Here is a 13,622-nt window from a genome sequence, read left to right as displayed (position 1 = left end):
TTAAAATGGAATTTGGGCGACGCGTTCGTTTGCCCGCGCGGCTGGTTCTAGCACCTATTGAGCGTCCGCAGCAGGAAGAGGCTGGACCGGCTGCTCTGCGCGAAAAGCATCAAGGAAGGGTTGGCGGTCATTTAGGCGCACCAGCACCGGGTTCTCACAGGACGAGGCTTTGCCAAAAACCACGGCGTGCCGCGCCTCAAGGCTGGGAAGCACACCGGCGTAGTCCCTGCCGATATAGTTGGACAGGAATTCCTTTCCCGTATCGTCGAAGGTTCTCATGGCAAAGATGGTATTGCATTGATTCAGGATGGTCTTCGTCACATTGGCCGTGCGCTGCGTGATGAGCAGGCAGCCGAGGCCGTATTTGCGTCCTTGCAGGATCGCTCGTGCGCTCCGCGCCGTCGCCGCCTTGTCTCCTTCGGCGACCACCGAGTTCCATTCGGGGACGAGAGAGTGCGCTTCTTCATAGACGAGGCAGACCCGCGCCCGTTCGATCATGCCGAGTTCCTGGCACACGGTTAGGGCGGCATCCGATACGATCGCTGTGACTTCGGTGGGCGTTAAGGACGCCATAGATGCGTCGCCGGTCTTGTAGTCCTTGAAGCCAGTTTGTCTCCACACATCGAACGCTGCGGGATTCAGAACGCGCAGATTCCGGCCATCCTCGACAACGAACGCGCGTAGCTGTTCCGCGAGCTTTTGCGAGAATTGATTGATCGTCCCACCTTCTTCGCGGTTCTGCTCGGCTTTGCCTCGCCCGCCGGCCTTATGCAGATCGTCCTCCAGTTGCTTTTCATGTGCGCCATCGAGGAACTCGCTCAAAAGCTTGGCGTACTGGTCGGTCAGATCGAGGCAGATCACCTTGATCCCATCGGCGATCATCCGCTCGACCAGCTCGATCGACAGAAAGCTCTTGCCAATGCCGAGGATGCCGAGAATCGCAGCGTTGTGCGTCACCGCGTCCGAGATATTCAGACTGACGCCGAAGCTTGTATTCGGAAAATGTCCGATAGCGCCGGGAGAGACGGCATGCTCGTTGGAATCGAGCAGGAAGACGGGCGAATTGATCCGGGGCAGCCATTTCACCGGCACGAATTTTCCGGCATCCGCGTCCCACCGGCCGATCTTCCGTGCCTTGGCCCGCGCATAGCCGTAGGTGTTCTTCTGCTGGACGATTTCCTCTCTCGTCAGTCCGTCGATGATCTGAAAAATGACGTGATGGTCGCCAATGCGGGCTTCCACCAGCCGCCCCTCCGCAAGGTCCCTGTCTTCCGTCACTTCAAAGAGCACGTAGTCGAGATTCGTATCGCTGACGACGACGCCGCACAGACGATTGATCCATTGGATCGCGGGCACGTCGTCCAGTTCTTCCGGCGTGGCGGATAGGGCAAGCGCGATACCTGTGCCCCGTGCCTCCGGCAGCTTGGCGATGCGGCTCTTGAGGCCTTCCGGCAGTCGCACGGTAAGCACGCGCAGTAGATTGCCTTCGTCGCGCCCCACGTAGTTCAGGGCGACGCCGAGCATCCACGGCCCGTTGTTATCGGCGACCACCATGGGCGTACCGCGCGGCACGCTGTTATCGCCGAGCTGCCGCACCAGCACGATTCCGGGCGACTGATAGGCTGCTATCGCGCCGACGACCTGACCGGCCTTGACAGCGCTCCATTGCTCACCGGCCCAGTCCATAAATCCCAGGACCGACTCCACCGGTCGCAGGACGACGATCACCGCCCAGGCGCTGAGAATGGCCGCAACTTCGTCCGCGCGTGTCCGGTGAAAGAGCCAGACGCACAGCAGGATGACGATCGTGAAGATCACGATCGGGCTTCCCAGCCCACGAACCGCCTTGTCAGCGAGCCGGACTAGGGGGCGAATTTCGGCACCAATCGGGGGCCTGATGAGCAGGACCAAGACCGACACAATGCAGATGGCAGCGAAGAGCGCAATAACGCCCCACAACAGCGCGGCACCGGCGCTATCTGGCGCAACGACTAGCGACCCGGCGATCAGAGCCGCCAGCGCCATGAATGCGTTCGTTGCTGCATCCGCAGGAGGCGTGAAGTGAGGATTGAGCAGGCGACTGCCGAATAGGAGACTGGCGAATCCGCTATACAGCCAGATGGCATTCTCGTTGGGTGTGAAGCCCGTCGAAACCACCAAATACTGCACCACCGCCAGCAAAGCGGCGTAAATCATCAGGCTGGTGACCCTGTGTCGCGTCTGTCGTCTTACCGCTTCCACGATGGCCCCCCTCGTGCATTTTGCCGCTATGGGAAGGTAGGATATAGCCCCCGTCGAGTCGATCACCTACATTCCGCGGTAGTGAGAGCCCGGCCGGCGGGTCGAGACAATAAGCGTGTAGTTGGCAAGCCTACTGCCAGCCATCTCCTTCGACCCCGAACTCTCCCAGTCCTAAACGCGTATAGATTCGGGCGGAGTTGGACGGCCGATTGCTATAATCTCGCGCTGAAAGCAGACGGTCGGTAAACGGCCCCAGATTAGCCGTTTGGGTGGCGGTAGATTGCAGATGTCCTTTCGAGCAGACATTTCCGCACCGATCTGATTGCTGCATTGCCGAGGTCGTACGAGTTTCAGTGACTAGAATATGGCGCGCGACGACTTGATGCACATGAGTTGTACTGACCACGATTAGAGGGACCGTGTGCAATGTGTCCCGCTATCTCGGAATGTCGGGCCTGAACGAGGAAATACACGCCAAGTCCCGGGTACGGAAAAAGCGGCCGCGATAGTTCCTACAATGAGGTTGCCCTGTCACCTGGAACTTTTCCATTCAACACGCAGTTCCTCATACTCCAGCTCAAGGAGATGAACGATGGAAAAAGATAACGCCCAGGAGATCATCGATCTGGAACGAAAGTTCTGGCGTGCAATGGTGGATAAGGACATTGAAGGGTCGATCGCAATGCTTGCCAGGGAGTCAATCGTTGCGGGCGCCCAAGGCACGGCGATGCTCAGCCATGACGATTATCGTGGCATGGCGCGGCAAGGCGAGAGCCTCTGGCAGCTGAAATCCTTTCAACTCGACGATATCAAGGTGATGTTCCCGTCCGGCGATATCGCCGTCATTGCCTATACGGTGACCGAGGATATGGACGTCGAGGGCAAGCCGCTGACCTTGAAAGCAGCCGATGCCACGACTTGGACCCGCCAGGACGGTAAGTGGCTTGCTGCCCTGCATACGGAGTCGGTGCTCGGCGATCCTTTTGGCCGAGACCGCGCGGCCTAGCAGGCTGTTGAAGAAGTATCGCGCGCGGCCTTGAGGTGGCCTCGTCGCCGTTGTGGTAGGCGAACGTGATCTCGATCGAGCCGTCGTCGAGCAATTCGGCGTGGCCGTCGCCGCTCACTTCGTCCATTTCGTCGCAACCTTCCCACGTGAAGAAGACCATCGATGGGCTGTAGCTGACATCGAGGCCGGCTTGCAAAGCACCAAATGCGATCTCGCCGTTGTTGTCGTCGCCGATGGTGATCGTGGCGGGACCGCAGAGGTTGAGATAATCGCGATCCCACAGATCGGCCTCGACAATGCGCCAGCGGCCGATCATCTGGCAGCCCGCCGGCGCGGTCATGTCGGCACCGCCAGCAGCTTCGGCAGCCGCACCAGATTGTAGGCGGCGGCAGCGAAGGTGAAGGCCCATCCGACGCGATCACGGCCGCGGAACCCGGTCTTGTCTTGGCCAGCGACCGTCTTGATCCAACCGAACGCCTCTTCGATGCGCTTGCGGATGCGCTGACTGACGGCATAGCCGCTGTGCCGGGTCGTGCGTCCGTCGATCGCTGAACTGCGGCCGTTGGTGTTCTGCGCTACGTGCGGCGTCACGTTCATCGAGCGCAACTCGTAGACGAAGTCCTCCGCATCATAGGCCTTGTCGGCGCCGAGCGTGATCGCCTGCGGCCGGTCGGCACGCGGCTCGATCATGTGCAGTGCGGCTACCCGTTCGGCATGCCCGTCGGCCAGCGTCAGGCAGGCATCGACCAGCAGGCCGTGGCGGTTCTCCATGAGCCCGTGCCCCATGAAGCACAGCTTCGTCTCCTTACCTTTGCCCTTGCGATAGAGCCTGGCTTCGGGATCGGTGGTCGAGGCATGCGTCTCGTTCGACCGCTTCTGGCCGTGGAAGTCCGCCTCCGTGTTGCGCCCGCCGTGCCCGTGCTGCGGCGGCCGCATGATCGTCATCGAGGTCTTCGAGCGGCGGCGGCGGCCGCGCGGACCGCCAGATGCGACGGCGACAAACCGGGTGCACGACCCATGACCCGGCACGGTATGGTCGAGCCTTCAGCTGCTGGCGCTCCGCCGCCGGCAACGGACACGCGTGCGCCCACGGCAATTGCTGACGCCGACGGAGGCGTGAAGAGCCGGGCGCCGGGCCGCCAACACCGCGAAAAGGCACAACGAAGCGGTCCGTTCACATCCACCCCGGGGCTTCCCAGTGGCGGTCGCGCCATCGCCGACACCGGCGGAAATCCGAAATCCCCATAGCCATCGCCAGTGGCCCGCGGGTTCCTGCATGGGAGGCTTTCGTACGCCTACCGGCACCCGAAACCCTTCATCTTCTCGGTCATTCGCCGATGTTGATGCGGCTCCTGAAAGCGGCCAGTCCGCTTCTGATACATCCCGAACTTCGGGATTTGCTTCTCGCGGTCAGCGCCAAGCGTTTCCATTGGGATCCCAACGTCCCCGAGCGCCTTCCGGGACACTCAGGCTGGCGATGATCGGCCTGAAGAAGCTTCGCAGCTCCTCCTGCAGCTGCCGAAAAGGCGGTGGCTCCATCGCTGGAGGCGACCTACGCAGGAAGCCCGCCCAGAGGCCGCGCTCTTCTGCAATGGCGGCGAAGACGTCGGTCAGGCCCACAGGCATGTCCGTCGGCATCACAGTCTCACGGCGCCGCAGCGTGCCGCCGACTGCCTCGACGACGCTTCCCAGGTCGAACGGGAAAGTGCGGGTGGTAACCCAGACGTCGTAGAAGTCCTTTATTCGGCCGTTGGTCTCCCCAAAACGGATCATCGCCTCGAACTTCTCGGCTATTACAGTCTCGGGCGGGTACATGAGGATGTTGGCCTCCGGTAGACCAGACAACAGGGATGGGAAAGTTTCCCTTTTCGGCGGCGGGTATACGTGGTCGCCGAAGCCTATGTCGATCAGCACGGTTATCACTGCGCCGGCCAGACCGGCCTTCAACTTCAGCCGCGCACCCTGATATTTGTCGGCTTCGCGCACTTCCTCGACCTGCAGCGTAGTCGGGTCGAATAGGATGCCGTCGTCTGCCAGCTCCACCTGGCAAATGCGGGTGAACAATTCCTTCAAGACCTCGGGGGCAGGGTCGCCTCGGCCGAGGAGGTCCAGGTCGCCGGTGGGCCTAAGAACATGCCTAGGCCAAGTGACGAATAGCATGGCACCTTTCAGCACATAGTGCTCTACGGCTTCTGTCTGGCTGAGACGAAACAGGAGCCGCTCAATGGCGTAGCGCGTCAGAACCCGCTGAAAGTCGTCGCCATTCGTTTTGGCGTCAGCTAGCAGACGCGCGCGGATCGATGAGGCAGGATCCTTGATGACCTTATCTTTCATTGCATGGCCTTCATGAACGGCTCCATGCGGCCGGCGACCCGGTCGATGACGGCAAACTTCATAAGTTCGCTTACGGTGGTCTTCCGCTGCCTTAGTGCGTCACGAAGGGCCTCAACCGCCACATCCTCGCCCACATGACGGCGGTGCTTGAAGCAATCAGCGACGGTTTTGGCAACGCCGTAAACCGGTACCGAGACCCCTTCGATTATCACTTGCTCAATCCCCGCCGTCAGGGCTTGGCCTGTTGCCCGGACAATCTCAAACTTTAGGCTCGTCGTTTTCGGCGTCCGATCTTTGTGCGGAATGGTCATCCAGACGGCATTCGGAAGCTGGGTCGTTAGCTCGTGGTGACGGAGCGCGCTTATGAGGCTGATTATGCCGTTAGGCACCAGCCGCGCCGCCTCCGCCAAGTTATGCTCGATATGCTCCCCAACGCGGTCGGAATCCTGGTAGAGTCCACGGCCGAGACGAACTAGGACGCCGGAGTCGGTCAGACGCTTGAGATAGACCAGCGGGATGCCGGCCGCCTTGAAGTCGCGCGCGCGCGCGATGCCTCGTGCCCGGACCAAATCGAGCGCGCGTTCGCGATAATTCATATGAAGATCAGTCATTGTGTTACCTATTGTCGGCAGAAACTCCAAAATGTCAACAAAAGAGAACAGTTGAGATATTATCGCTGAGGTCATATATTTCATATGACCATGACGAATTCCAGCCCTCCCACCGAACTCACGCCTAAGCATGTTCGCGCGGCCCGCGCCCTGCTGGCTTGGTCGCAGCAAGATCTCGCGAAGGCAGCGGGTGTCGGGACATCCACCATCGCCGACTTCGAGCGTGGCTCGCGCACGCCCGTCGCCAACAACGCGCAGGCCATCCGAACCGCTTTGGAGGGCGCGGGCATCAACTTCCTACCCACGGGTGCCGTGATCGGGCCATCCGTGCTTCCAATCGCGGGCGCGGACCCCACAGGCACCCCGGTTCGATGGGTTAGCGCACAAGACCTGTCGGATTGGGCCGATCGCATCGATGGTCCAGTTAGCCTGCCGACGTTGGTGGCCAAGCTGGTCCAAGCCGCGCCCGACCCCACCATCGAGCTTCGTTTCCCGTCTGACGAAGGGGTTCGTCACCCTGGTTGGGACGGTATAACCACTGCCGCCAAAGGCAACGCTTATGTACCCAAGGGGCGCGCGGGCTGGGAGCTCGGCGTCCAACGGCGTAACATCCAGCAGAAGGCGAGCGAGGACTACGAGAAGCGGACGGCTGCCCCGAGCCCTATCGAGCCTGCTACCTCCGCCTACATTTTTGTCACCCTGCGTCATTGGCCGCAAAAGGACGCCTGGGCCAAGGCTCGTCAGGCGGAAGGCCCCTGGCGCGAAGTTCGGGTCTATGACGCTGACGATCTGGTGCATTGGGTCGAGCAGCATCCTGCTGTCGGCCTCTGGATCGCTTCACGCCTTAACAAGCGGCCGCCGGGAACGCGGGAGCTCGATGAGATTTGGGAAGAGTGGTCGCTCGCCACCGAATGGCGGCTGACCGAGGATCTCGTGCTCGCCGACCGCAGCGAAGATTCGGCCGAAGTCCTCCGCTGGCTGCGCGGAGAGCCGTCCGTCCTTTCCCTGCAAGCGACCACGCCCGACGAGGTGGCGTCGTTCTTTCACGCCACGCTCAGCGAACTGCCGGACAATATCGCGATGGCCTATCGTGCCCGTACGCTGGTGGTGACGACGGCCGAGGCTGCCCGGGCGCTGGGCAACGCGCCAGCGCCTCTGATCCTGCTCCTCACCGAGCCTGATCCGGGCATTGCCGGCGCCCTAACTAAGCGGGGCCACTTCGTGCTCCAGGCATATGATGAGCGCATGATCGGACGTGGCGAGGTCCGAGGCCTGGCGCGCCCTTCGCGCGAAGGTATCGCTGCCGCCCTCCAAGCCGCCGGCGTGGCTGAACCACGAGCGAAGGCGCTAGCCCGCGACAGCGCGCGCAATCTCGCAGTCCTGCGTCGGCTGATCCCAGGAGCTCCCGGGCGCCTACCTTGGTGGGCGGAAGGGACTCCGCCAAAGGGGCTGCTAGCGGCGCTGCTCGCCGGCGGGTGGATCGAAACCTCCGAGGGCGACCGCGCGCGCTTGGCCGAGCTCGCTGACCAGCCCTACGACTCCATGATCGCCGATCTGGCGTCGCTTGTGAGTATTTTTGACAGCCCGCTTCAGAAGGTCGGACCGGCGTGGCGCATCGCCTCGCCGTCGGACGCTTGGATTTTGCTGGGCCACCACCTGACGCGCGCCGATCTTGACCGCTTCGACAACGTCGCTCAAGCGGTTCTGGGCGCTCCCGATCCTCGTTTCGACATGAAGCCAGACGACCGCTGGATGGCCGACATTCACGGCGTACGGCCGAGCTATTCGGCCCTGCTGCGGCATGGCGTGGGCCAAGTTCTAATCTTGCTGGCGCTCTGGGGGGACAAGATTCGAACCGCCGCGGACGCACCGCGACGCGCGGACGCGATCGTCGCGCACCTTCTTCGTAATGCTGATGCGCGACGCTGGTGGTCACTCTCTGACGACTTCCGGCTGCTCGCCGAGGCATCGCCCGACGCCTTTCTGACCGCCATTGAAGACAGTCTCGACCAGGACGACCCTCCGATCGGCGCCCTATTCGGCCACGATGACGGCGGGGTCTTCGGAACGGAGCACCTGTCCGACCTGATGTGGGCGCTGGAAGCACTGGCCTGGTCACCGGATTTGATGACTCGCGTGACCCATGTCCTAGCACGTCTCGACGCGATCGACGTCAAGCCGCGCAAGTACAGCAATGGGCCGATGAACAGCCTGAAGGAGGTTCACCTCCTGTGGAGTCCTCAGACGTACGCCACGCAGGAGCAGCGCATCCGCGCTCTCGACTTGATTCGCAAACGCGAGCCTGCGACCGCGTGGAAGCTGATGCTCAGCGTGCTGCCCAGCGGCCACGACATTTCAAGTCCGTCGCCAATGCCGCGCTGGCGCGACTTCAGCGTCGACAAGCCGGAGGTGGTGACTTGGAACTTGATCGGCCGAGGCGCGGCAAAGATCAGCGAGCGGCTGATTGCCGACGTCGGCCTCGATCCCCAGCGATGGTCTGCTCTACTGGATCGGCTTGGCGACCTTTCCCCCGACCTGAACCCGGCGCTTGCGGCGCTGGAGGCTGCCGAGACCGAGGTCACAGACACCGCCGACCGCGCTGTCTTCTGGGAGAAGCTTCGGCGCATCCTACACCACCATCGACAATTCCCTGATGCAGACTGGTCACTGTCGGAGGAAGTGCTGCAACGGCTGGAGGCGATCTACGAGCGCTTCGCACCCAAGGATTCCTTGGCGCGCGCGGCGTGGCTTTTCGAAGACTCGGTCGCTTTGCCCAAATCAACACGCGAGGGGTGGGAAGCCGAGCAGCACAATGTGGAGGTTGCGCGACAGGCGGCTGCCCAAGCCCTCTTCAATGAGGGAGGCATTCCGGCTATCCTCGGCTTGGCCCGACTGGTCAACAGCGCAGGCTACATTGGCCAGGCGCTCTACGACAGTAGCATTCCAGCCGCCGATGTAGACGCCCTGATTGAAGCAGCGGCCAGAAGCGGCGACGCGCACGAGCGCGGCGTTGCCCATGGCCTCATCATCTCAGCGTTCCGGGATCGCAAGGAGACTTGGGCGGAGGCGCTGATCGCTCAGGTGCGAGCGGAGGCCTGGGGCGACGACGCTCTCATGACTGTCCTGCGGGCCCTGCCGACCAGACGATGGACCTGGAACCAGGTCGCAGCGATCGGTGACGAGACGTTGGGGACCTACTGGCGCCTCGCACCGGTCATGTGGATGGACGGCGACAGCGATGACATCATCTACGCTATCCGCCAGCTGATTGAAGTGGGTCGGGCTCGTCACGCCCTGGTACTCGTCGGTCGTCGCGACAAAAAGGGTCGTCTGCCGTCCGCGGTATTGCTGGAGGTGTTGGAGCAGGCCGCGCGCCAACCCACCGAGAACACGGCGGATGGCAACGAAGCAACCATGTTTCAGCACTATGTCACGGAGGTCCTGACGGAGTTGGACACACGCGACGACGTGGACCGCAATGCCTTGGCGATGCTGGAATGGAATTACCTGCGCGTCCTTGAGTACTCGCGCCGCCCGCCGAAGGTGCTGCTGTCGGTTCTTTCGGAACAGCCGAAGCTGTTTATCGAGATGCTAAGCGCCGTGTTCAAGGCCAGCGCCGAAAGCGGGATAGAGGAGCCCGAGCCGTCGAATCCGGAACAGGCGCGCGCGGCGGCCCGCCAAGCCTACCGGCTGTTCGAACTCTGGAACCACATCCCGGGCAGGCGCGACGACAACACTATCGATGGCGAGGTGCTAGAGGCTTGGATCAAGGAGGCGCGCGCTCTAGCCAAGGCGGTCGGACGACAGGACATCGCCGATAGCAAGATCGGCCAGATGCTTTCCGCGTCACCCAACGGCGCCGATGGGCACTGGCCCGCGGAGCCAGTGCGCGACGCGCTAGATCTTTTTCGGAGCAAGCCTATGCTTGAGGGGTTCCGCGTCGGCAAGGCGAACAGGCGCGGCGTTACCACTCGCATGCCGGGCGACGGCGGCAATCTGGAGCGGAACGAGGCGGCGAAGTACCGGGGCTGGGCCAAGGCAATTGCTTTCGAGCATCCGTACACGGCCAAGGCACTGAACGAGCTCGCCGATGACTATGAGTGGCAAGCCAAGCGACACGATGAGGACACCGAACGGTACGACTGGTCCTACTGACTCGTGGCAGGGACCACAAGATGACTTGGCAAACCAACCATATCGCTGACTCTCGATTGTGGTGGGAAATCCGACGCTAGTCCCAAAGGAGACACTGCAACCGGGACTGAACGACAGCTTACCGACCTTTTCTGCCGTAAACTGCCAGTCTGGAGACGGCCCCTTGGTAGCCCAAACGGTTCCCATAGCGCCAGTTGAGCGCTCAAACCGACGAGGGGTCTGCAAACCGCGCCTGCTATGGGATGTCGTAAGTGGTTACGTGAGGCATCGCCCCGTACGGCGCCCTCAACCTCGCCAGCTCAAGCGCGTGCCGTCGAGCTGCTATTGATTGGGCTTTGGCGGATTCTCGAAAGGATTCGGAAGCTTGAAAGCGTCCGCACGAAGTGCAGTCGACAGCCAAATAGTCACCGGTCGCAGCGGGCCCCTTCCTGGCCCCATTTCTACAAATCGGGCAGACAATCTTGCCTGGTGCCATTTCACGGTTCCCCCGAGATCAAATGACAGCAAAGCAGATATGGCGATCACCAGCAAGCCGTGCGGACTTCACTGCAAGGTGCCGAGGCTCGAGCCTGGCTCTGCTCGCACGGCCTTAAGGCGCGAGCAGCCTGCCGGGAAAGAAGTGCGCTCGGTCTATTGGCCTGGAATGACCATTTATTGTGTCGCGTGACGTTAGTGGGCGTCCAGTCGAAGTTGCTCATCGGTGGAACAAAGCTGGAGCTGTTGAACGCCCAGCATCATGATGGTGTAGGAGACTTCGTTCGGGGTCCAACCTGCCTTTATGGCCATGTCCATCAAGCCTTGGATCGACGCTCCAATGCGAGGCGACAGTCAGAGGAATAGAAGGGGTGAGTGCTCGCACGAGTAGGCGAATTGATTACGGCTTTCCTCATTTGCCTCCCTCAATCGTCGATGCTGACAACCGCATCGTCAGTGAGGAAACCTTCGAATTGGGACAAGCTTCGGCGGTGGCAAACTGACACCACCAATCTCATCCGCGGACAATCAAAGTCCGTTCACCTAGAAGCAGGATATGAAATCATGAACGATCAAGATTCTGGCAGTACTCTCCTGCCGATGCTCGTCGCTGGCCTGGTGCTGGTGACCGTGGGCTATGCGGTGATCATGATGTTCGTGTAAACCGTCATCGGAAAGGCCGCTATCTAAGATTTGAGCGCGCCCAAGCTGTCGGTCTCCTGTCGGCGCCCGAATAGTCCTTAGAAAGTCGCTCGACTGGGCCGGCGTGCTTAAGCTTGCTCGGCGAGCCGCGGCGGATAATCCAAGTCAGGGAGTGAAAATGCCGGCGAAAGTGGATGCCATTCGAGCCGCCGCGTCACTGTGGCGAGATCGGGGGCACTCACGACATATCGCTCGTCATATCGAGCATAAAGCGTGTTGAAGAAACCCTCCAGATGAAGCGAGCTCGTCTCCTGAGGAAAACTGTCCAGCAAGTTGTTTCGTCTGGCGCCGTGCATTTCGACCAGACCAAAGCCAATTGCCTCGTATCGGCTGACGTCCTCGCGAATGCCACGCCGTCCAACAAGCTCACGTAAGGCATTGTGAAACCTGACAATTCCGGCGACGGGGTCACCGCCTTCCGTCATTGCTATATCGTTCGCAGTAAGCGTCCTGGTCCCTTCAGCAGCATCCTCCATCACGGCAGCAACAGCCGCCGCATCATCCAGCGCGGCCTCGAAATTGCGATTCGCGCGGAGCAGAACCAGATAGCCGAGGACAAGTGCCGGATAACCATGCTTGGTTCGGCGAGAATGGGTGAGGGAATGGCAGCTATTGCTGTCTGTGGGATCGACGCGCCTTTTTGCCGGCAGCTATCCCACATCAGAGGCTCGAAACCGGACTGTCGCCGGCCCCAAACAGCCCGTGGGCACGTCGGCGAAACTTGTCCGCCTCTCGCATTAGCCGGACGCGGCCCGCCAGTACTGTTGCATTGCCACCGCCTCAGGTCGAAAATGCCTTATGGAACCAGTCCGATTTCCTGAGCTCACGACACCAAGGCTCGTGCTCCGGGCGCCGAGCGAACGGGATATCCCAGCATGGTTTGCGCGCGCGACAGATGTCGAGTCCGCCTCCCTCGCCGGCGATCCCATTCCCGCAGACATAAGCGCAGGCGCGCGATGGTTCGCCCATTCGCGTCAGCTTTTCACTGACGGCAAGGCCATCAAGTGGTCGATAGACCAAGTAGGAGTATCGGAACCGACCGGGACGATAACCCTGTCTTTCGGCGCAACCGTCGCCAAGACAGCCGCATTGGGATTTGTGCTGGCACGTGGGCATTGGGGGCAGGGACTGGGCAGCGAGGCGGCGCGCGAAGTAATCCGCTACGCCTTTGAAACTCTGGCGCTTCAAAAGGTGACGGCCGAGGCGGTTGCGCGCAAAATCGCGTCGCTGCGGATTTTGGCGAAGCTCGGCTTCAAACACATCGAAAGCTACATTGATGACTCCGACGGCGAGCGCTGCGAGCGGTTTGCACTCGATGGAGACATCGGAAAGGCACTCTTGTCGAGCAACAAGATGCCGGACTGCTAGGCTTTGATCCATCCGCCAACAGCGATTGTTTGTGCTGTTTGGATCCGCAGAGAGCTCGCGGAACGTCCGCCTGCGGATGACTTCAACCTAGCTGACCGTCAGCTCACGGCCTCCACCCTGCCACTCAGCGGCGCGCCGCATGTCGTCCGTCCCGTCGCCGCTTCAGCTTCAAGCAAACCGCGATCTTGCGCGCCCCGCGAGAGCCTCTGGCAAAAAAATTTGCTTGATTGTCGGCAGGCGCACTGTTCGTTCGTCCTAGGGGAGCTCAATGAATGGAGGTGACCATGCCCAACACTGTAAAGCTGCACCGAGTCTTTGCCACGAAACCCGAAAAGATCTATCGCGCATTTCTGGAACCCGACGCGATTGCGAGTTGGCTGCCGCCCTTCGGCTTTACCTGTACAGTCCATGAGCTCGAGGCGAGGGAAGGGGGCAAGCACAGAATGTCCTTCCGAAACTTCACCACCGGGCAAAGCCATTCTTTCGGTGGCACTTATCTGAAACTCGTTCCCGGCCAGACGCTCGTCTATAGCGATGTCTTCGATGATCCGAACCTTCCGGGCGAGATGAAAGTGACGGTCACGCTAAGCGCCGTCTCCGTCGGAACCGACATGACGGTGGTTCAGGATAACGTGCCAGATCTGATCCCCCTCGAGGCATGCTACCTCGGCTGGCAAGAGTCGCTGCGCAAGCTTGCCAAACTCGTCGAACCCGAAATCACCCGATGAACT

At 61.1% G+C, this 13,622-nt stretch carries 8 protein-coding genes and 1 pseudogene; 4 read left to right on the top strand and 5 right to left on the bottom strand.

What is annotated here, in order from left to right; all coding sequences use genetic code 11:
* Window positions 1–54 precede the first annotated feature (54 nt).
* Window positions 55–2,196, bottom strand: coding sequence for an ATP-binding protein (locus Amn_RS30710; protein ID WP_286299124.1), 2,142 nt, complete (start codon window positions 2,194–2,196; stop codon window positions 55–57).
* A gap of 637 nt (window positions 2,197–2,833) precedes the next feature.
* Here Amn_RS30710 and Amn_RS30705 point away from each other — a divergent pair.
* Entirely contained in the window at window positions 2,834–3,247 is a 414-nt protein-coding gene (locus tag Amn_RS30705) for a nuclear transport factor 2 family protein (RefSeq protein ID WP_286299121.1), read from the top strand.
* Between the two features lie 336 nt (window positions 3,248–3,583).
* On the opposite strand, the pseudogene Amn_RS30700 reads toward Amn_RS30705, so the two are convergent.
* From Amn_RS30700 to Amn_RS30690, 3 genes and pseudogenes are all read right to left on the bottom strand, one after another.
* A pseudogene (locus Amn_RS30700) lies at window positions 3,584–4,174 on the bottom strand (transposase); the annotation flags it as partial.
* Window positions 4,175–4,657: 483 nt separating this feature from the next.
* Entirely contained in the window at window positions 4,658–5,581 is a 924-nt protein-coding gene (locus tag Amn_RS30695; protein WP_286299119.1) for a nucleotidyl transferase AbiEii/AbiGii toxin family protein, read from the bottom strand.
* On the bottom strand, window positions 5,578–6,192 hold the full coding sequence (locus Amn_RS30690) for a type IV toxin-antitoxin system AbiEi family antitoxin domain-containing protein (protein ID WP_286299116.1): 615 nt from the start codon (window positions 6,190–6,192) through the stop codon (window positions 5,578–5,580). The genes Amn_RS30695 and Amn_RS30690 overlap by 4 nt, the downstream gene beginning before the upstream one ends.
* An 84-nt stretch (window positions 6,193–6,276) precedes the next feature.
* Between Amn_RS30690 and Amn_RS30685 the strand changes: the two genes are divergently transcribed.
* The gene (locus Amn_RS30685; RefSeq protein WP_286299114.1) at window positions 6,277–10,347 is read left to right on the top strand and encodes a helix-turn-helix domain-containing protein; all 4,071 of its coding nucleotides are present in this window, start codon (window positions 6,277–6,279) and stop codon (window positions 10,345–10,347) included.
* 1,244 nt (window positions 10,348–11,591) lie between these two features.
* On the opposite strand, the gene Amn_RS30680 is transcribed toward Amn_RS30685, so the two are convergent.
* On the bottom strand, window positions 11,592–11,948 hold the full coding sequence (locus Amn_RS30680) for a hypothetical protein (RefSeq protein WP_286299111.1): 357 nt from the start codon (window positions 11,946–11,948) through the stop codon (window positions 11,592–11,594).
* 373 nt (window positions 11,949–12,321) lie between these two features.
* On the opposite strand from Amn_RS30680, the gene Amn_RS30675 reads away from it, so the two are divergent.
* Both Amn_RS30675 and Amn_RS30670 read left to right on the top strand, forming a co-directional pair.
* A complete protein-coding gene (locus Amn_RS30675) occupies window positions 12,322–12,891 on the top strand; it encodes a GNAT family N-acetyltransferase (protein WP_286299108.1) in 570 nt (189 codons plus the stop codon).
* A 284-nt stretch (window positions 12,892–13,175) separates the two neighbouring features.
* Window positions 13,176–13,619, top strand: a complete 444-nt coding sequence (locus Amn_RS30670; protein ID WP_286299637.1) for an SRPBCC family protein — start codon at window positions 13,176–13,178, stop codon at window positions 13,617–13,619.
* Window positions 13,620–13,622: the final 3 nt, after the last annotated feature.

The sequence above is a fragment of the Aminobacter sp. Y103A genome (genome assembly GCF_030294925.1).
GTDB lineage: Bacteria > Pseudomonadota > Alphaproteobacteria > Rhizobiales > Rhizobiaceae > Aminobacter > Aminobacter ciceronei.
The sequence above is the reverse complement of the archived record's forward strand: the minus strand, read 5'-3'. Positions and strand labels throughout refer to the sequence as shown.

Excerpts from the sequence above, each read along its gene's own strand:
- Amn_RS30710 (WP_286299124.1), bottom strand. The coding sequence starts at position 2,196 with ATGATTTACGCCGCTTTGCTGGCGGTGGTGCAGTATTTGGTGGTTTCG.
- Amn_RS30705 (WP_286299121.1), top strand. The coding sequence starts at position 2,834 with ATGGAAAAAGATAACGCCCAGGAGATCATCGATCTGGAACGAAAGTTC.
- Amn_RS30695 (WP_286299119.1), bottom strand. The coding sequence starts at position 5,581 with ATGAAAGATAAGGTCATCAAGGATCCTGCCTCATCGATCCGCGCGCGT.
- Amn_RS30690 (WP_286299116.1), bottom strand. The coding sequence starts at position 6,192 with ATGACTGATCTTCATATGAATTATCGCGAACGCGCGCTCGATTTGGTC.
- Amn_RS30685 (WP_286299114.1), top strand. The coding sequence starts at position 6,277 with ATGACCATGACGAATTCCAGCCCTCCCACCGAACTCACGCCTAAGCAT.
- Amn_RS30680 (WP_286299111.1), bottom strand. The coding sequence starts at position 11,948 with ATGACGGAAGGCGGTGACCCCGTCGCCGGAATTGTCAGGTTTCACAAT.
- Amn_RS30675 (WP_286299108.1), top strand. The coding sequence starts at position 12,322 with ATGGAACCAGTCCGATTTCCTGAGCTCACGACACCAAGGCTCGTGCTC.
- Amn_RS30670 (WP_286299637.1), top strand. The coding sequence starts at position 13,176 with ATGCCCAACACTGTAAAGCTGCACCGAGTCTTTGCCACGAAACCCGAA.